At 72.4% G+C, this 18,680-nt stretch carries 16 protein-coding genes and 2 pseudogenes; 9 read left to right on the forward strand and 9 right to left on the reverse strand.

What is annotated here, in order from left to right:
* Positions 1-93: 93 nt before the first annotated feature.
* Positions 94-534, forward strand: coding sequence for a hypothetical protein (locus OV079_RS14170; RefSeq protein WP_267768977.1), 441 nt, complete (start codon positions 94-96; stop codon positions 532-534).
* Positions 535-564: 30 nt separating this feature from the next.
* Here the strand turns inward: OV079_RS14170 and OV079_RS14175 are convergent, their stop codons facing one another.
* Positions 565-2,235, reverse strand: a complete 1,671-nt coding sequence (locus OV079_RS14175) for a hypothetical protein (protein ID WP_267768979.1) — start codon at positions 2,233-2,235, stop codon at positions 565-567.
* A 131-nt stretch (positions 2,236-2,366) separates the two neighbouring features.
* Here OV079_RS14175 and OV079_RS14180 point away from each other — a divergent pair, with 131 nt between their 5' ends.
* Genes OV079_RS14180 through OV079_RS14195 form a run of 4 tightly spaced genes read left to right on the forward strand, consistent with a single transcriptional unit; the run spans position 2,367 to position 8,009 of the window.
* The gene (locus OV079_RS14180) at positions 2,367-2,693 is read left to right on the forward strand and encodes a hypothetical protein (protein ID WP_267768981.1); all 327 of its coding nucleotides are present in this window, start codon (positions 2,367-2,369) and stop codon (positions 2,691-2,693) included.
* A gap of 12 nt (positions 2,694-2,705) precedes the next feature.
* Entirely contained in the window at positions 2,706-4,136 is a 1,431-nt protein-coding gene (locus OV079_RS14185) for a protein phosphatase 2C domain-containing protein (RefSeq protein ID WP_267768982.1), read from the forward strand.
* Entirely contained in the window at positions 4,123-5,643 is a 1,521-nt protein-coding gene (locus tag OV079_RS14190; RefSeq protein ID WP_267768984.1) for a cytidine deaminase, read from the forward strand. The genes OV079_RS14185 and OV079_RS14190 overlap by 14 nt, the downstream gene beginning before the upstream one ends.
* Positions 5,580-8,009, forward strand: coding sequence for a WD40 repeat domain-containing protein (locus tag OV079_RS14195; protein ID WP_267778541.1), 2,430 nt, complete (start codon positions 5,580-5,582; stop codon positions 8,007-8,009). The genes OV079_RS14190 and OV079_RS14195 overlap by 64 nt, the downstream gene beginning before the upstream one ends.
* Before the next feature lie 108 nt (positions 8,010-8,117).
* Here OV079_RS14195 and OV079_RS14200 read toward each other — a convergent pair whose 3' ends face one another.
* From OV079_RS14200 to OV079_RS14210, 3 genes are all read right to left on the reverse strand, one after another.
* Complete coding sequence (locus tag OV079_RS14200) at positions 8,118-8,477, reverse strand: hypothetical protein (protein WP_267768986.1); 360 nt, start codon at positions 8,475-8,477, stop codon at positions 8,118-8,120.
* 258 nt (positions 8,478-8,735) lie between these two features.
* On the reverse strand, positions 8,736-11,486 hold the full coding sequence (locus OV079_RS14205) for a valine--tRNA ligase (protein WP_267768989.1): 2,751 nt from the start codon (positions 11,484-11,486) through the stop codon (positions 8,736-8,738).
* Positions 11,487-11,704: 218 nt separating this feature from the next.
* Complete coding sequence (locus OV079_RS14210; protein ID WP_267768991.1) at positions 11,705-11,938, reverse strand: hypothetical protein; 234 nt, start codon at positions 11,936-11,938, stop codon at positions 11,705-11,707.
* A 258-nt stretch (positions 11,939-12,196) separates the two neighbouring features.
* Here OV079_RS14210 and OV079_RS14215 point away from each other — a divergent pair, with 258 nt between their 5' ends.
* Complete coding sequence (locus OV079_RS14215) at positions 12,197-12,319, forward strand: hypothetical protein (protein WP_267768994.1); 123 nt, start codon at positions 12,197-12,199, stop codon at positions 12,317-12,319.
* Here the strand turns inward: OV079_RS14215 and OV079_RS57875 are convergent.
* A pseudogene (locus tag OV079_RS57875) lies at positions 12,286-12,579 on the reverse strand (response regulator); the annotation flags it as partial. The gene OV079_RS14215 and the pseudogene OV079_RS57875 overlap by 34 nt on opposite strands.
* Before the next feature lie 150 nt (positions 12,580-12,729).
* Here OV079_RS57875 and OV079_RS14220 point away from each other — a divergent pair.
* On the forward strand, positions 12,730-13,425 hold the full coding sequence (locus OV079_RS14220; protein ID WP_267768997.1) for a class I SAM-dependent methyltransferase: 696 nt from the start codon (positions 12,730-12,732) through the stop codon (positions 13,423-13,425).
* A 283-nt stretch (positions 13,426-13,708) separates the two neighbouring features.
* Positions 13,709-14,269 carry a hypothetical protein gene (locus tag OV079_RS14225; protein ID WP_267769000.1) on the forward strand — a complete coding sequence of 187 codons (561 nt, stop codon included), beginning with the start codon at positions 13,709-13,711 and terminating at the stop codon, positions 14,267-14,269.
* A gap of 597 nt (positions 14,270-14,866) precedes the next feature.
* Here the strand turns inward: OV079_RS14225 and OV079_RS14230 are convergent.
* The 3 genes and pseudogenes from OV079_RS14230 to OV079_RS14240 form a co-directional block, all read right to left on the reverse strand.
* The gene (locus tag OV079_RS14230; protein WP_267769002.1) at positions 14,867-15,259 is read right to left on the reverse strand and encodes a hypothetical protein; all 393 of its coding nucleotides are present in this window, start codon (positions 15,257-15,259) and stop codon (positions 14,867-14,869) included.
* A 235-nt stretch (positions 15,260-15,494) separates the two neighbouring features.
* Positions 15,495-16,112 (reverse strand): annotated as a pseudogene (locus OV079_RS57880) (PEGA domain-containing protein); the annotation flags it as partial.
* Positions 16,016-17,575 (reverse strand): serine/threonine protein kinase, encoded by a 1,560-nt coding sequence (locus OV079_RS14240; protein ID WP_267769006.1) that lies wholly within the window; start codon positions 17,573-17,575, stop codon positions 16,016-16,018. The gene OV079_RS14240 and the pseudogene OV079_RS57880, both read right to left, overlap by 97 nt.
* 333 nt (positions 17,576-17,908) lie before the next feature.
* Here OV079_RS14240 and OV079_RS14245 point away from each other — a divergent pair, with 333 nt between their 5' ends.
* Positions 17,909-18,235, forward strand: coding sequence for a hypothetical protein (locus OV079_RS14245; protein ID WP_267769008.1), 327 nt, complete (start codon positions 17,909-17,911; stop codon positions 18,233-18,235).
* A 133-nt stretch (positions 18,236-18,368) separates the two neighbouring features.
* Here the strand turns inward: OV079_RS14245 and OV079_RS14250 are convergent, their stop codons facing one another.
* Entirely contained in the window at positions 18,369-18,629 is a 261-nt protein-coding gene (locus tag OV079_RS14250) for a hypothetical protein (protein WP_267769009.1), read from the reverse strand.
* Between the last annotated feature and the right edge of the window lie 51 nt (positions 18,630-18,680).

Raw genomic sequence — 18,680 nt, forward strand, 5'->3', positions numbered from 1 at the left:
GGGCTCAGCCTCTGCATTTGCAGCCCCCGCCTCGCGCAAAGCTTGCGCCACCGCCCGGTAAGCCGCCTCGACCGTGGCCGGCAGCTCGGCCGGATGCGCCGCGCGCGTGGCGTCGACCAGCGCCGCGAACTCGGCGCCCTCGCTCACCCCATAGAAGACCCCCTGGATCTCGACCTGCTCCTTGAACCACGCATCGACGTCGCCGCCCGCCGGCGCGTAGGCGCAGGACAGCACCGAGCACGCCAGTTCCTCCCACAGCAGCGCCCGCTGCTCCCCGGCCCGCAGGTCGAGCGGGATCAGCCCGTAGTCGAAGCCGTGGTCGTCGGCCAGGCGCCCGGCCTGGATCGCGTGGGCGAACTCGTGGACCAGGTTCGGCAGGCCGGCCGCCACCACCACGAACGGCCTGTCTCCCGGGTCGTCCGCGCGGCGGGCCCGGATCAGGTTGTCGTCGCCTGCCGCGATCACCACCTCCGCGCCCATCGCCGCCAGCGCGCGCGCCATGACCGGCAACAGGGCGCCCCCGCGTCCGGGTGACCTGGCTCGACGAACAGGTTCAAGCCCGCCTCAGAACGCCCACTGCAGCCCGAGCACCACCTCGCGCCGGCTGGCCCGCAGATCGGCGCGCAGCCGCTTCTGCTGCAGCTTGCCGACCGTCAGCATGGCGATCCCGCCGGCCAGCAGCAGCACCCCGGGGATGAGCAGCGCGGCCGTGGCGCGATTTCGCGCAGGCTCCAGACAACCGTTGCCAGCGTGGTCCTGGCGCGGATCGCAGGCCTCCTGCTGCTCCAGCGTGTTGACCTTGGCCTGCGACATCGCGATCCCGCCGCCCGTCAGCACCGCACCGATGCCGATGAACACCGCCCCGCTGCGCACCCAGCTGCGGGCCCGCTGCGCCTCCGGGCTGTCGACGAGCGGGTCGTAGGGCACCTCGTCCTCGTCCTCTTCATCCTCGGCCGGCCCCTCCGGCTGCACCGGCGGCGTCGTCGTCTCCGGCGTCGAGGCCGACGGTGCCGTCGCGCTCGCCGAGCTCGTGCCCTCCGTCGACATCGGCGCTCCGGTCGGCGCCACCGCACCCGCAGGCGGCTGGGCAGGCAGCGGCTCCGGCACCGCGGGCGTCGTCTCGGCGCCCGGCGCCTCGGGACCCGCGGGCGTCGCCCCGCCAGCGCCCGGCGCATCGATCACCGCGTCGTCGCCCGTGTACTCGCGCGTGGTGGGCGGGCCGGCGAGGAGCGACCCACTGACCAAAACATGCAAGGCGACGCGCAGCACGGGCCGCGAGACTACCACGGCCCCGGGCGCGCGAAAGGCCGCGACCGGCTGACCGCTCGCGTCGCCTCGTCTCGTGCCCGCCTCGGACAAACGTCGCCGCGGCCGGCCCAGGGCGCTCGAAAGGCACCTCCGTATGCCCCCACGGCGCTCGCTGGGCGCCGCCGTCTTCCGCCCCGGCTTGAACAAACCGCCGCGGCGGGTCACAGTCCCCGCGTGCTCCTCGCCACCGCGCTCGCCGCCGTGCTCCTCACTGCACCGGCCGCGCGCACCCACGACTGCCCGGCCCTCGCCCTGCACGTCGGCCCCGTCGACGCCCCCCTGGCGATCTCCGCCTTCCTCGACCCCTTCGCCTCCACTGCTTTCGGCGTGTGGCTCGACCTGCGGCGGCTCGTCGCCGATCATGAGGGCGCCGTCGGCGTGCGCGTCATCCCCGTCGCCACCGGCATGGTCGAGAACCTGGGCGACACCCGGATCTTCCGCCTCCTGCTCGGGGCCGGCGCCCGCGGCCGCCAGGAGGCCGCCTTGCGAGTGCTCGACCGCGACGGCCGCGATCGCCTCGCCGTCCGCCTCGCCGATCCCGCCGCCCGCGCCGTCCTCGCCGGCGAGCTCGGGCTGCGTCCCGAGGATCTCGCCGCCATCGTCGACGATCGCTGCCTCGACGTCGCCATGCGCGCCGGCAAGGCCGAGCTCCAGCGCCTGCACCAGGCCGCGGGCGGCTACCTCGGTCGCCCGCCGATCTTCCTCGTCGGCCAGGCCGCGGCCTTCGAGGACGGTCCCGGCCTCGAGCGCGTGCGCGGCGAGCTGGCCCGTGAAGCCCAGCGGCTGCGCGCCAATCGACCCCCGGCGCGCCCGCTCGTGGCCCCGCGACGCGGCGTCAGCCAGCGCCTCATGCGCCCGCCGGTGCAGGCGGGCATGTTGGTCGGTGGGGTCGGCCTCCCCCATCGCCTCGTCGTGTTCGCCGAGCACGACGAGCACCCCATTTCTCGCTGCTCGCCCCTGTTCTCGAGTTTCGTCGGCAAAACCCTGGCGTCCTGGCCGTGCAGGTCATCGCCCGCGGGACCAACACCGGCGCCCGGCAGCTGCGGGTGCGCACCTGCGTGGCCGAGCGGCTGGGGCTGCAGCTCGAGTACCTGCGGATCCTCGCGCGCGAGGGCGAAGGCGCTCGCAGGGAGCCGCGGAGCGCCGCCGCGGCCGAATTCATCGCCCGGCTCGACGAGGCGCCCGAAGCGCAGACCTGTGACCTGGGCGAACCCGAGCTCGAGCGGGGGCCTGGAGGCATCACCGCGTTGCCGGAGGGCGTATGGCTCGACGGGGCCGCGGTCGGCCAGAGCGATCTCGACGCGCTCGCCGCCAGGCTCGCAGGAGCCGACGCCGCCCAGCGCCCGCTCGATGCCGTATTCTCGGCAGCGGCGCCGGAGCCCTGAGGTCCGGCCGCGATGAGGTCCATGGCGATGGAGATCAAGCACTGGGCAGCGACCGATGTCGGGCGAAAGCGGTCGCACAACGAGGACAATTTCCTCATCGACAAGAACCTCAACCTCTTCATCGTCGCCGACGGCATGGGCGGCCACGCGTCCGGTGAAGTGGCGAGCGCGCTCGCGGTCCACACGATCCGCGACGTCGTCAGTCGGGAGCGCGACCTGCTGACGCGCATCGGCGACTTCGACGCGACCGCGCAGATGGAGCTCTGCACGCTGCTCGAGTACGCCGTTCACTCGGCCTCGGCGCAGATCTACCACAAGGCCCAGCAGGAGCCCGAGAAGCGCGGCATGGGCACCACCGTGGTCGCGCTGCTCATCATCGGTCAGCGCGGCTTCATCGCCTACGTCGGCGACAGCCGGATCTACCTCAGCCGCAACGGCGTGGTCTATCCGCTCACCGAGGATCACTCGCTGATGAACGAGCTTATCCGCAGCGGCAAGGTCCGCGCCGACGAGTTCGCGGTCAGCCCGTACGCCAACTTCAAGAACGCGATGACGCGGGCGGTCGGCGTCTACGAGCACGTCGAGGTCGACATCCTCGACTTCGAGATCCTGCCGGGCGACGCGTTCCTGCTGTGCTCCGACGGCCTCTACGACTACCTCGACGACGCCGAGATCGCCAGCAACCTCGCGCTCTCCAACATCGAGGACATCCCGGGCCGCTTCATCGACCTCGCCAACAGCCGCGGCGGCAAGGACAACGTCACCGCCCTCGCCGTGCAGGTCCGCGGCGACGCCACGCGCGTCGCCCAGCTGCAGTTCACCGTCGAGACCCTGCGCCGCGTCCAGCTGTTCGAGGGCCTCACCTACCAGCAGCTGTGCAAGCTGATGAACATCTCGCGCGTGCAGGCCTGCCACAAGGGCGAGGTGCTCGCGCGCGAGGGCGAGGAGGCGGGCGACCTGTTCGTCGTCCTCGACGGTCGCGCCACCCTCTCGCGCGGCGGCAACCACCTCGCCACGGTCAACGCCGGCACCTTGCTCGGCGAGACCGACCTCGTCGGCACCGACACCGCGCGCCTCACCATCACCGTCGAGGCCAACGGCAAGCTGCTGAAGATCGGCCGCCGCGACCTGCAGGAGCTGATGCGCCGCGACCACGCGCTCGCCTCGAAGCTGCTGTGGAGCCTCGCCACCGAGCTCGGACGCCGCCTCGAGGACTCGCAGTCGCAGCTCGCCCACGCCATGGGCGACAACAGCGAGCGCACCATGGTCGTCGACGTCAGCGAGACCGAGGCCGACGTCGGCGTCGACGTCGACACCGACGAGACCGAGTCGTTCGTCGAGACCAACCCGCGCGGCCTCGTGATCCCCAAGCTCACCAAGGCCGAGCCCGAGCTCGTCGAAGAGATCGAAGAGATCGAAGACGTGATGGATGACGGCAACTGATCCAAAAGAAGCCGCGCTCGTCGCCGCCGCCGTCGAGGCCCGCGGGCACGCCCGCTGCCCGCACAGCGGCTTCGCCGTCGGCTGCGCCCTGCGCGACGCCGCCGGCACGCTCTGGACCGGCGCCAACGTCGAGAACGCCAGCTACACCCTCGGCCTGTGCGCCGAGCGGGTCGCGCTCTTCTACGCGCTGACCCACGGCGCCGCCGCGATCGAGGCCGTCGCGGTCGTCACCGGCGCCGACGTCCCTGCCCCGCCGTGCGGCGCGTGCCGCCAGATATTGTTCGAGTTCGCCGCCGACGCCGACCTCGTGCTCGTCACCACGAACGGCGCCCATGCGCTCCCGGGTCCGCGATCTCCTGCCGCTGGCCTTCGACGCCAGCTTCCTCGCGCCGCGCGTGCCATGAGCCCCGAGCGCCCGGACGACACGCTGTCCGCGAGCGCAGCGCTGCCGACCCGCGTCGCCACGCCGCCGGTCGGCGAAGAGTTCGTGACCATGCCGCCCTCGGAGGCGCCCACGCCCGTGGTGCCGCGGACGCTCGCGACCAGCCGCCTGCCGCAGATCGATCGCCACGCCTACGTGATCGCCGGCCAGTTCGCGCAGGGCGGGATCGGACGGATCTTGCGCGCGCACGACCCGAGCCTCGATCGCCCGGTCGCGCTCAAGGAGCTGCTGGTGCGCGGCCGCTCCGTCGACGAGGAGCGGTTCGTCCGCGAGGTCCTCCTGACCGCGCGCCTGCAGCACCCGGGCATCGTCCCGGTCTACGCCGCCGGTCGCTGGCCCACGGGCGAGCCCTTCTTCGCCATGAAGCTGGTCTCGGGCCGCTCGTTCGACAAGGTCATCGCCGAGGCCAGGACCCTCGCCGCGCGCCTGGCCCTGCTCCCGCACGTGCTGGCGATCGCCGAGACCGTCGCCTACGCGCACAGCCAGCGCATCATCCACCGCGACCTCAAGCCGCACAACGTGCTCGTCGGCGCCTTCGGCGAGACCGTCGTCATCGACTGGGGCCTCGCCAAGGAGCTCGACGTCGCCGACCTCGCCGCCGGCGAACCGACCCCCGTCACCCCGGGTAAAGACCTCACCTTCGTCGGCGCGGTCATCGGCACGCCCGGCTACATGTCACCCGAGCAGGCCGAGGGCGCCGAGGTCGACACCGGCACCGACGTCTACGCCCTCGGCGCGATCCTCTATCACGTCCTCTCCGGGCAGTTGCCGCACGACGCCGGCAACGCCATGGAGATGATCTACAAGACCGTCTACGAGTCACCTGTCCCTTGCGCAGCCGCGAGCCGGACGCCCCCGACGAGCTGGTGGCGATCGTCGACAAGGCGATGGCGCGCGACCGCGGGGCCCGCTACCCGAGCGCCAAGGAGTTCGCCGACGACCTGCGGCGGTTCCAGACCGGCCAGATCGTCGGCGCGCACCGCTACACCGCGTGGGAGCGCGTGCGTCGGTTCGTCCGCCGCCACCGCGCCCTGCTCGGGCTCGCCGCGGTCAGCGTCGCGCTGATCGTCGGCGTCACCGCCCTGAGCTTCCGCCAGGTCAAGGAGCAGCGCGACCTCGCCGAGAGCGCGCGCGACCTCGCCGAGGACGCCGAGCGGCGGGCCCAGGCCGCCCAGGTCGAGGCCGAGCGGCGCGCCGACAACCTGTCCTTCGAGCAAGCTCGCCTCGTCCTCGACAGCGACCCGATCGAGGCCTTGCGCCTGCTCGACAACCTCTCGCCCGCGGCCGACTGGCGGCGCACCCGACAGATCGCCGCCGACCTCGAGGCGCGCGGCCTGCCGCGGGTCCTCCGCGGCCACCGGGCGGCGATCAGCCGCGCCGCTTTTTCGCCGACCGGCGACCTCCTCGCCACCACCAGCGACGACTGCACCCTGCGCGTCTGGGACATGTCCTCCGGGACATCTCGCGTCTTCGCCGGCCACACCAGCGACGTCTGGCGCGCCGCCTTCTCGCCCGACGGCCGCCGCGTCGCGTCCACCAGCCGCGACCACACCGTGCGCGTGTGGGACCTCGACGGCGGCGAGCCGCAGGTGCTGCTCGGCCACACCGACGGCGTGCGCAACGTCGTCTTCAGCCCCGACGGCCGCCGCCTCTACACCGCCGACGACGCGCTCGCCCTGCGCCGCTGGGACCTCGACACCGGCGCCGGCGAGGTCATCGATCGCTGCTTCGCCAACTCCGTCCCGTGGACCGCGAAGCACATCGGCTGCATCGACGTCGACACCAACCAGGCCTACCTCCACGACCTCACCACCGGCGCGCGCACCGTCGTCCGCGCCGGCGACGTCGTCATGCAGCAGGCCGGCGGCGTCTCCCTCGACGGGCGATGGTTCGCCAGCACCGTCGCCGACGGCAGCGTGTGGCTGTACGACACCCGCGCCGGCGCCGGGCGGCGGCTCGTCTGGCCGCAGGCGCCCTCCGACGTGTGGCTCGGCTCGTTGCGAGAGATCCGCTTCTCCCCCGCCTCCGATCAGCTGATCGCCCCGGCCTCGACCACCTACCTGCGCCACTACGACCTCGTCCGCGATCGCGGCGACCTGCTGGCCCCGCACAGCGGTTACATCCGCCGCGGCAGCTTCTCGCCCGACGGCACCAAGGTCGCCTCGGTCGGCGGCGACGCGCGCGTCGGGATCTGGGACCTCGCCACCGCCACCTCCTATCCGCTCGCCGTGCCGGCGCACATGATCGACGCCCAGTTCTCGCCCGACGGCCGCTGGATCGCCGCCGTCGGCAATGACCCGCGCGTGTTCGTGTGGCCGGCCTCGGCCTTCGCGCGCGAGCAGTACGTCGCGCCCGAGCCGATCTCGCGCAACGCAGTGGCCATGGCGCCGGCCGCCGGCCGCGTGCTGCTCGGCGGCGCCACTCGGCTCCACGTCGTCGACACCGCGCGCATGCGACCTGTGGCCGCGATCCCGATCGAGCGACCGATCCAGCGGCTGGCGCTCGCCCACGACGGCCGCCACGGCCTCGCCCTCGACGAGGCCGGCGAGCTGTTCGCCATCTCGCTGCCCGACGGCGCGGTGGCGCTGCGCACCACCGTCGGCCCCGGTTGCGACGGCATGCGCACCGGCGTCGACCCTTCGCGGCCGCGCTTCGCGGTCGCGTGCGACGACGGGCGGATCTTGCTCGTCGACCTCGCCGCGCGCGAGCCGGTCCGCGAGCTCGAGCGCGTGGAGGGCTCGCCGCCGACGCTGCTGTTCCCGGGCGAGCCCGCGCTCGTGATCGGCGGCCCGTACGGTCAGCTGCTGCGCCACGAGGGCGACGCCGGCCTGCGCGAGCTCCTGCGCGTGCGTCACCGGATCGCCGTGACCGTCGCCATCCCCGGCACGCGCGAGCTGGTGTTCGCGGCCGAAGATCACGTCGAGCACGTCGACCTCGACGGCCGGCGCCTCGGCGAGCTGCGCGGGCATCGCCTGCAGGTCGGCGAAGTGGAGGTGTCCGACGACGGCCGCTGGATCGTCACGGTCAGCCGCGACAACATCCTCCGCGTGTTCGACAGCGTCAGCCACGAGCTGCGCATCGAGCTCGTCCCGCCCGACCTCGTCGAGCGACTGGTCGCGGTCTCGCGCGACGGCAGCCGGGTCGCCGTCGCAGTCACCGGCGGCGACGTCCTGCTGTGGGACATCGGCGACGAGCCCGACCCGCTGGCCCCGCGCCGCGACTTCCGCCGCCTCCGCGGCCTCAAGCAGCTCCTCGTCCTCGCCATCGAGGACGACGGCCGCAGCGTCGTCGCCGTCGACCTCGACGGCCGCGTGCTCCGCTGGCGCGACACCCTCCCCACCGACTCCGGGAGCCTGCGCGCCTTCATCGCCGCCCGCGCCGACGCCGACGACCCGCCGCGCGCCGAGGTCGGCTGCGCGCCGCCCGAGTGACGGTCGCAGCGCTCGTGGACATGTCGCTCCGAACATGTCTTGAAGAACATGCCCTTGGAGCCATGTCCTCATGGACATGCCTTCAAGCGCATGTCCACGAGTACGCGATCACCCCGGGCAGACGGGCGAGGGCTCGTCGACGCAGTCGTCATACCAGCCGTAGCCGAACGCGCAGCTCTCGCCCAGCCCCTCCGGTCCGGCGTCGATGCAGGTCTGGAAGAACATTTCCTCGGCCAGGGTGCAGCGCTGGACCGTCTCGCCGCCGGCGCTCTTGACCACCAGCACCGAGCGGTCCGGGTCGCCGAGCGGGATCAGGCTGGTCGGCTCGTCGCCCCCGAAGGTCAGGTCGACGCGCGAGGGAGCGGCGTCGCGCAGCCGCGTCCACGCGCACAGGAGCCCGTCGTACACCTGCTGCTCGGAGTCGGTGAAGTCGGGGCCGATCTCGTGCTCGCACGGCGGGTCGAACACGCAGGTCTCGAGCAGCGACGTCTCGCCCGTCGTGCCCGTGGGCGCGGTGTCGCCGGTGTCGGGCTCCCCGTCGTGCTGGTGCCGGTCGCGCCGGTATCGGGCTCACCCGTGGCTCCTGTATCACCCGTCTCGCTGGTAACGGTCGCGTCGTTCTTTTCGGTCCCGCAGGCCGCCGACGGTGCCACCACTATCGATAATAAAAGGCTTGAACGAATCATGTCGACAGGCTAGCAGCCTGTCGACATGACCGCACGCAGCTCACCCGCCGAGCCGCGTCAGCGTCGCCTGCAGGCGCTCGAGATCGTCGCGCAGCTCGACCAGCCGCGCCTCGCCCTTGGCGATCACGTCCGCCGGCGCCTTGCCGCGGAAGCCCGGGTTCTGCAGCTTCGCCGTCAGGCCGTCGGCCTCCTTGCGCGCCTTCTCCAGGTCCTTCGACAGGCGCGTGCGCTCGGCCGCGAAGTCGACCAGACCGGCGAGCGGCAGGATGACCTCCGCGCCGCGCACCACCTCGGTCGCCGCCTCCTTGGGCGCCACCTCGTGCGGCTCCATCAGCCGCAGCTGCTGCAGCTTCGCCAGGTGGACCACCAGCGGGTGCAGCCGCGCGACGCGGGCCCGCACCTCCGGGTCCTCGCTGCGCACCAGCACCTCGACGCGCTTCGCCGGCGGCAGCTTGAACTCGGCCTTGAGGCTGCGCGCCGCCGTGGTCAGCTCGACCAGCGCGGTCATGTCCTCGCGGGCGCGGAGCGTGCCCTCCTCGGCGAGGATCGCCCCCACGCGCTGCACCGGCCCATCGAGCTCCAGCACCTTCTCGCCGTCGCGCGTGCGCGGGCGGGGGAAACCCGCCAGCATCAAGCTCGCCGGCGCGTCGGCAGGACGCGGCAGGCGCTGCCAGATCTCCTCGGTGATGAACGGGACGATCGGATGCAGCACCCGCATCACCAGATCGAACACCGTCGCCAGCGTGCCCTGCGTCGCCCGGCGATCGGCCGGCGGCGCGCCCTCGCGGAGGTTGCTCTTGGCCAGCTCAAGGTACCAGTCGCACAGCTCGTACCACACGAACTGGTAGACGGTGTGGGCCGCGAGGTCGAGGCGGTACTGCGAGAACAGGTCGTCGACGGCGATCGCTACCTCGAGCGCGCGCGCGAGGATCCAGCGGTCGGCGATCGCCAGCGGGCCGACGTCGGCCTTCTCGATCACCTGCGCGCGGTAGGCCGCGAGCTCCTCGGGGCCGAAGTCCTCGAGGTTCATCAGCGCGAAGCGGGCCGCGTTCCACAGCTTGTTGCAGAAGTTGCGGTAGCCCTCGACGCGCGCGCGGCTGAAGACGATGCCCTGGTCTTGCCCGGCCATCGTCGACAGGTAGAAGCGCAGGCTGTCGGCGCCGTACTTCTCGATGAGCTCCATCGGGTCGACGACGTTGCCGCGCATCTTCGACATCTTCCGCCCGTCCTCGCCCAGCACCATGCTGTGGAGGAACACGGTCCGGAACGGCACGTCGCCGCCGAAGTACATGCCGAACATCATCATGCGGGCGACCCAGAAGAACAGGATGTCCCAGCCCGTCTCCATCAGCCCGGTCGGGTAGAACCGCTGCATGTCGGCGGTCTGGTCGGGCCAGCCGAGGCAGGTCAGCGGCCACAGGCCCGACGAGAACCACGTGTCGAGCACGTCGTGGTCCTGCTCGATCGAGGTCGAGCCGCAGTGGGCGCACGCCGTCGGGTCCTCGCGGCCGACGGTGATCTTGCTGCACGCGGCGCAGTGCCACGCCGGGATCCGGTGGCCCCACCACAGCTGTCGCGAGATGCACCAGTCGTGGATGTTCTCCATCCAGCGGAAGTAGTCGCCCTCGCGGTGCTCGGGCAGGATCTTGGTGCGACCGCTGCGGACCGCGTCGATCGTCGGCTGCGCCAGCGGCTTCGTGCGCACGAACCACTGGTCGGACGGCAGCGGCTCGCACACCACGCCGGTGCGCTGCGAGTAGCCGAGGTTCAGCTTGTGCGGCTCGACCTTGACCAGCGCGCCGGCCTCGGCGAGCGCGGCCACCACCGCCTCGCGCGCCTCGGCCACCGACAGCCCGCGGAACCGCTCCGGGGCGTTCTCGTTGAGCTTGCCGCGCTTGTCGATCACGACCACGAGGTCGAGGTCGTGGCGCTTGCCGACCTCGAAGTCGTTGAAGTCGTGGGCCGGCGTGACCTTGACGGCGCCTGTCCCGAAGTTCATGTCGACGAGGATCGGGTCGCCGACGATCGGCACCTTGCGCCCGGTCAGCGGCAGGATCACGCGCCGGCCGATGAGGTGGCGGTAGCGCGGGTCGTCGGGGTGGACCGCCACCGCGGTGTCGCCGAGCATCGTCTCGGGCCGGGTGGTCGCGACCACGAGGACGTCGTCCGAGCCCTCGACCGGGTACGCGAGGTGCCACAGCGAGCCGTCGGACTCGCGGTGCTCGACCTCGAGGTCGCTGAGCGCGGTCTGGCTGGCCCAGTCCCAGTTGATCAGGCGGAAGGCGCGGTAGACGAGGCCGTCCTCGTAGAGGCGGACGAACGCCTCCCGCACCGCGCGCGACGACACCGGGTCGAGGGTGAAGCGGTAGCGCGACCAGTCGAGCGAGGCGCCGAGGGCCTCGTGCTGACGATCGATGATGCCGCCGTGCTCGCGGGTCCACTCCCACGCGCGCTGCATGAACGCGTCGCGCCCGACCTGCTCGCGGCTGGTGCCCTCCTTGACGAGCTGGCGCTCGACCATCACCTGCGTCGAGATCCCGGCGTGATCGGTGCCGGGCAGCCACAGCGCCGCCTCACCACACATCCGGCGCCAGCGGACCAGCGTGTCCTCGATGGTGGCCGTGAGCGCGTGGCCCATGTGCAGCCGGCCGGTGACGTTCGGCGGGGGCAGCACGACCGTGAAGGTCGGCTGCTCGCCCGGCGCCGGCTGGAAGTACCCGGCGTCGCGCCACCACGAGTAGAGCCGCGACTCGACGGCCTGCGGCTCGTAGACACTGTTGAGCTTCTCCATGCTCCCTCCGGCCCTCGTCGGGGCGGCATCTTCTTCAGTCGCACTCATTCGGCCCATTCGCGCCGAGACTCTGTCACGACTCGGCGACTGCGCACCTTCGTCGCGGCGTGGACCTGCACCGCGAACACGGCAAAGCCGCCACGCATCGATCTGGGAGCGATCCAGATCGCGCGAGGCGGCCATCGAACTTGAGATCCGGGGACCTCCCGGGACGGCGCTCAGTGCCGGGCCTGCTGCCCGCGCGCGAGGATCTGCTCGGCCATGTCCGGGACGACCTCCCAGACGACCTGCTCGATCACGTCACGGCTGAGCGACAGGAGCGCCTGCACCGCCTTGGGGTCGAGACCGGTGCCGGCCCCGCCGGCCGCCTGAAGGCGCTTGAGCATGCCGGCGGTCGGCGCATCGGCGGGAGCGAACGGGATGGGGGTCGCGATCGGGATCTTGCTGGCCATATCCTCTCCTGAGGCGAAAGCTGCCGGGAACTCTTGTTGCCGCTGCTGGCGGGAGTCGCCGCGGGCCGCGCAGCAGCCGCGGGGGTCGCCGCCGGAGCGGGCTTGGGCGCCGCGGCCGGAGGCGTCGAGGGAGCCTGGACTGGACGGGCGGCCGGCGTCGGGGCGGCGGCCACGGGCGACGGCGCGGCGGCCGGGGCCGGGCGAACCGGAGCCGCGGCCTGCGGCGCGGGCGCGGCCTTCGGGACCGTCTTGCCGCTCGTGATCGACTTGCCCTGCGCGAGGGCGGTCACCTTCTCGAGCATCTCCTGGGTGTCGAAGGGCTTGGTCATCGCCCCGCTGGCGCCGCAGGCCTGGACCTGGGCCTCGTCGATGCCGACCTGATTCGAGACCAGGAGGAGCACCGGGATGTGCGCCGTGTCGGGGTCGGCGCGCACCGCCTTGACCACTTCGTACCCCGAGGGCTCGCCGGCGGCGAGCGCGGCGTCGACGATAAGCACGTCCGCTGGCATCTGCTTGGCGCGCGCGACCGCCTCGGAGCCCTTGCTCACCGCGACCACATCATAGTCTTCGGCCGCGAAGGTGATCTTGATGGCGAGGCGCATTGTCTTGCTGTCGTCGATCGCGAGGATCTTGGTCGGCATCGAGGCTCCTTCGAGGGTCCAAGGGGTACCATGGAGCCTGTGAGCGGGTCAACGAATCCACGGTCGTCGGGCGCAAAGGACCGCCAGGGCGCGGCCGCACCGCCTCCGCTGTCCAGCGAACAGACCTGGTGGGGTGCTCCCGTGCCGGCGATGACGGAGCCGGTCTCCGGGGCCAGTGAGCTGGCCCAGGCCCTCACGGGCGAGGCCGTGCTCCGCCACGTGGCCGGCCGCCGCGTCCTCGACCTCGGCCACGGGGCGCCGGAGATCACCCAATGGGTCCGCCGCGCCGCCAGCAAGGTCTCGGTCGCGCCGCTCGCCGAGCTCGACCAACACGGTGACACGCTGCAGATTCCGGCCGCCGACGCGACCTACGACGCCGTGTATTGCCTGCGGACGCTGCCGCACCTCGGCCGCGACGAGGAGAGCTCGCTGGCGCTGGTGCGCTCGCTGCTGCGAGAGGCCGTCCGCGTCACCGCGCCGGGCGGCCTCTTGTTGCTCGAGATCAACAACCCGCGCAGCCTCCGTGGCCTGGCCCACGGGATCCGCCACCCCATCACGATCGTCGCCGCCGGCGGCGTGCTCGTCGAGGGCGACCACCACGTCACCCGCTACGACTCGCTCGGCCGCCTGCTCAAGCTCGCCCCCCGCGAGCTGGAGCTCGTGCGCACGTACGGCATCCGGGTGCTCGTGCCGATCTCCCGGATCCTCTCGTGGCCGCTGCTCGGCAGAGTCCTGGCGGCCGGTGAGTGGTGGGCCCGCGACAGCTTTCTGCGCCAGTTCGGCGCGCACTTGCTCGCCGTCCTGCGCAAGCCCGACCCAAACGCGGGCCGGATCGCGCATCCTTGAGGTCACCGGACAGGAGCGCGCGAGATACCCCAAGATATCTGTGCGAATCTGGATCCTTGCATCGGAGCCGAGTGTGATCGATTTTGAATAGAGTTTACCTAGGAAGTGCAGCGGCCAGCCCAGGTGAGCCGCGTGTCACGCCGACAGACCCAGCAGCCCTCCCCTCCGGCTGGCCTTCGGCCGACCCACCGACGCGAACATGTCCCCCCACGCCCATCGCCCGCCTCCCCCACCACGCTCCGGTCGCGCGCGCCGGGGTCTGTCGTCTCTCGACTCGCTGCTCGTGGTCGCGATCGCGGCGATCCTCGCGACCCTGGCGGTGCGCGAGCATGCGGCGATCAAGCGACACGAGCGTCACACGGAGGCCGTGACGGTCATGGGCGAGCTGTTCAACGCCACGGCGGCCTACTACCACGAGCGCCGGCCGAGCTTCACCGACGACGGCGCCGAGGCCCCGCACCGCTGCCCGCACCCGCCGGGCGCGCCCGCGGGCGGTGAAACAGGTTTCACTCCGAGCCTCGACATCGTCTGCAGCGACGCCGCCGGCGGCGCCTGCACACCTGGCGCGACGGACATCCCCGGCGCCTACCCGCTGACGGCATGGACCGCACACCCGATGTGGATCGCGCTCGGGTTCGTGCAGACCACGCCGCACGCGCACCATTACGACCTGATCACGCACAACCAGAACCCCGACGACCACGGGGTGTGCCGCTTCACGGTGGTGGTCCGCGGCGACGACGACGACGACCCCTGCAACGAGTTCCGCCGCGACGGCGTCGCCACCGCCGAGGGCGTGATCGCGGGCCCGCTGCAGGCCTGCCCCGAGGCGCTGTCCCGCTGACGTCTGCGCATGCCCCTGGGGACATGCCCCGAAGGCACTGGCCCCCAGGCCATGTCCGATTGACCAGAGTCCTTCAGGCCCACCCCCAGGGGTCTGCCGCGGACGGCCACGCCCGGACGCTCGTCCGCGTCGGGACGAGCCCGGACCTGTCCGAAGCGCCAGGTCCCGCGCGCGCCCTCGCCCCGTCGCCGGCGGCGACGTCCTGAGGCCGCGCGCCGGAGGTCGCGCCGGTCCAGGCCGTCTTCTCGATCCTGTCCGAAGCGCCAGGCCCCGCATGGCGTCGCCCTTCGCCGGCGGCGACGCCCTGAGGCCGCACTCGCCCGCGCGCCGGAGGTCGCGCCGGTCCAGGCCGTCTTCTCGACCTGTCCGAAGCGCCAGGCCCCGCGCGGTGGCGACACCCTGAGGCCGCACTCGCCCAGGCGCCAGCGGTCACGCAGGTCAGGCCGTCGTCTCGAGCTGTCCGAAGCGCCAGGGCACGCATCCTCGCTCGCTCTCCGCCTCCCTGCCCGAAAGCACAGGACCTGAAGGCCATGGCCTTCGGGTCCTGTCCGTTTCAACATGTCCGCGAGGACCTGCGCGTTCGGGCAGGATCGTCGCTCAGGGCGTGCCCTTGATGACCTGCGCGCCGTCGGTGGCGGTGATCTTGCGGGTCTCGGTCTTGCCGTCGGGGTACTTCCACTTGATGGTGTGCGACCCGGGCGCGACCATGACGACGACCGGCGTCGGCTTGGCCTGCTTCTGGTTGTCGACCCACACGGTGGCCGGCGGGCGGCCGGGGGCGCTGCCGATCTTGAGCTCGGCGGTCTTGGCCTTCTGCTTCGGCTTGTCGGCCGGCGGCTTCGGCTTGTCGGCCGGCGGCTTCGGCGTCGCGGTGTTGTTGTTCGGCGGCGGCGTCACCGTGCCGTTGTCGGGCGGCGGCGTCGGGCCCTTGGCCTTGACCAGCACGACCTCGGCGCTGTCGGACGCCTCGCCGCTGAAGGTCAGCGGCACCTCGCTCGGATCGAACCCCGGCGCCTCGACCAGGACCTTGTAGGACGCGCCGGGCTTGCGCGACAGCTTGAAGCTCGCCGCCCTTGCCGACCGGCAGCGGCGCGGCGCCGGACTCGAGCAGCTTGACCGTCGCCTCCGGCGGCTTGGTGTTGATCGTGAGGGTGACGTCGCGGACCTGCAGCTTGACCGGCAGCGCGAGCTGCTGGCCGGCCGAGATCGGGACATCCTGCTCGAACGGCAAGAAGCCCGCGTCCTGCGAGACGACCAGCTTGTGCGTGCCGGGGCCGAGGTTGGAGATCAGGCGCGGCGTGTTGCCCGGGTACTCGACGCCGTTGACGGTGACGCGGGCGTCGGCCGGCTTCACGTCGAGCTGGATCGTGCCGACCGTTGCGGTCGGCTGCGGCGGCGCGGCGGTGTCGGCGGCCGCGACCGTCTCGCTGGGCGCCGGCGTGGTCGCCGGGTCGCCGCCGGAGACGAACATGACGACGACCACGATCAGCAGCAGCGCGCCGACGCCGGCCGCCGCGTAGAGGGCGATCGGCGGCGGACGCTTGCCGGTCTCGGTGTCCTCGACCTCGACCTCGGCCGTGACCGCGTGCGTCTGGGCCTGCGCGACCGGGCGCGGGCCGGTGACCGACGGTGACATCGGCGCCGGCGCGCGGGCCATGCTCGACGAGGCCGCCGGACTGAGCGTCGCGCCCGGCGGCGGGGCCGGCATCGCCTGCGACGGGCCCTGGGCCACCGAGGCGGCCAGGATCACGGCCGCGGCGCTCGGCGGGATCTGGACCGTCGGCGAGCCCTCGTCGGCGTCGGACTCGATCTGGCCGGCCTGCGGCGGCGGCTCGGGCCGCATCGGCCCTCGCCCTCCGGCCGCTTCGCCTTCGGCGCGCCGACCGGATCGTCGAACAACTTGGTCTCGAGCTCGTCGTCGTCCCAGTCGAGGTCGGACGCCGGCGCGGGCGGAGCCTTGACGGCCGCGGGCGCCGGGGCGACGCGCGCCTGGGCGGCGCCGGCCTTCGCGGGCTGCGGCGGGGCCCCGCCGGGCACGATCGTCGACTTGAGCGGATCCTTCGGGCCGCCCATCCCCGGCGGCAACGTCGGCACGCTGCCGGTCGCCGGCGTGCCGGGCTTGAGCGTCGACGGCCGGCTCGACGGCGACATCAACATCGTCTTCGACCGCTTGCGCGCGGCGGCCAGCTGGTCCTCGCTCGGCTGCAGCGGGTCGCCATCCTTGGCCTCGGCGCGCGGCGGCGCGGCGGAGCGGCCCGCGGCCGTCGGGATCGGGGCCGGCCGCGCGGCGGCTTGCGGCGGCACCGTCTTGTTGCCCGGCGGGCGCGGCGGCGGGGCCTTGCGCGGCGCGGCACCGGGCGGCGCGGGCCGCTGCCCGGGCGCCGGCGGGGCCTTGCCGGAGCCCTTCTCGAGCTCGATCTCTCGCGCGTACTGCTTGCGCATCCACGTCGCAAGGTCCTTGCGGCTGTAGAACATGCCGTGCGCGAACATGAAGGCCTGGAGGTCGTCGTGGAGCTCCATCGCCGTCTGGTAGCGGGTCTCGGGCTCGCCCGAGAGCGCCTTCATGATGATGTTCTCGAGGTCCTTCGGGATCTCCGGGTTCTTCGAGCTCGGCGACGGGACGTCGACGGTGCGCACCATCTCGAGGGTGGCGAAGTCGGTCTCGCCCTGGAACAGGCGGTTGCCGACCAACACCTCGTGGAGCACCACGCCGAGCGAGAACACGTCGCTGCGGCGGTCGAGCGGCATGCCGCGGACCTGCTCCGGGGACATGTAGCCGAACTTGCCCTTGAGGATGCCGGCCTGCGTGCGCGAGACCCGGCCGGCGGCCTTGGCCACGCCGAAGTCGATGAGCTTCACCTCGCCCTCGTACGACACGAGGATGTTCGGCGGGCTCACGTCGCGGTGGACGATGTTGAGGTGCCGGCCGTGCTTGTCGCGCTTGTTGTGGGCGTAGTCGAGGCCCTCGCAGATTTTCATCACCACGAAGCAGGCCTGCGCGAGCGGCATCGGCTTGCCCTGCTGCTGGCAGCGGGTGAAGATGTTGCGGAGGTCCTTGCCGGCGACGTACTCGAGCGCGATGTAGAAGCTGTCGCCCTGCTGGCCGAGGTTGTAGATCTGCGCGATGTTCCCGTGCTGGAGCTGGCCGGCGATCTTGGCCTCGTCCTTGAACATCGTGATGAATTCGTCATCCTCGGCGATGTGCGGCAGGATCCGCTTCACGGCGACGATCCGTTCGAAGCCCTCGACGCCCTGCTCGACGGCCTTGTACACCTCCGCCATGCCGCCCACGCTGATGCGCTCCATCAGCTTGTAGGGGCCAACTGGGTGATCTGATTCAACGCGAACTCCGGCCCGTGCACGCGAGGAAGCAGGGCCCCGCCATGTGACCCCGGGCGCGAGCGAAAGTCAATCGGCCGCCAGCGGCGGCTCCCGCGCGCCTTGCCGGCGGCAAACGTGGCGGTCCGAGCCAGCGCTGGAGAGCGACCTCCGGGCACCGCGCGAGGGCCCGCCGCGGCGCCGGGTGACCTCGCCACCTCACGGGCGCCTCGCAGGTCGCGCGCCGTCCTCGCCGGGCGAAGGTGAGCCGCGCGCCCCTGACAGTGCGCGCCGGACCTGTTACCTTCGCGGGTGACACCGATGCGGCCCATCGCCGACGACCCCACGACGGTCGCGGGCATCACCCGCGCCGAAGGCCCGCAGTCCGTCAGCCCGGCCGCGGCCGAAGCGGAGGCTGTCGCGGCGACCGCGTCGACGAGCGGTGTGTCGCCCAGCGAGGCGCTCGCGGCGGCGGTCGCCGCCGGCACCCTCGAACCGGCGGTCGCGGCGGAGCGGCTCGTCGCGGCGACCGTCGCGGCCCAGCGCCCGGCCCGCGTCTCCCCCGAAGTGTGGTCCGCGGTGGAACGTGAGGTCTCGGCGCTGCTCGCCGACGACCCGGCGCTGGCCGATCTCTTGGCGCCGATTTAGTGCCCGCCGCGGGGGTTTTGCCGCCTCTGCGAGCGTCTGCGGGCGCGCCGGCGGTTCGCCGAACCTGTCCCCCGGGACAGGCCTCGCGCCCACCTGTCCTCGAGGACACTTTCGTCGCGACCGCGAGCCCCGCTCACGCCTCGAGCAGCGCGCGGACCTGCGGCGACACGAAGTGCGCCTCGGTGTCGAAGCCCTTCAGCGAGTTGGCGAGCACCTCCAGGCGCTCGGCCGGCTTGAGCCGCTTGTCCATGATGACCCGCCACTCGCCGCGGACCTTGCACAGGCCGCCGCTGCCCTGCGACAGGCCGGTCATCGCCTCGTAGCAGACCCGCACCCCGAGGTTGCTCGCCAGCTGCTCGAGCTCGCCGAGCTGCTTTTGCACGTCGCCCGCCACCGGCCGTCACCTTAGCCCCGGACACCGGCGCTTGAGAAGACCCCGGCGACG

It is taken from the genome of Nannocystis pusilla, assembly GCF_026626665.1.
GTDB classification, from domain to species: domain Bacteria; phylum Myxococcota_A; class Polyangia; order Nannocystales; family Nannocystaceae; genus Nannocystis; species Nannocystis pusilla.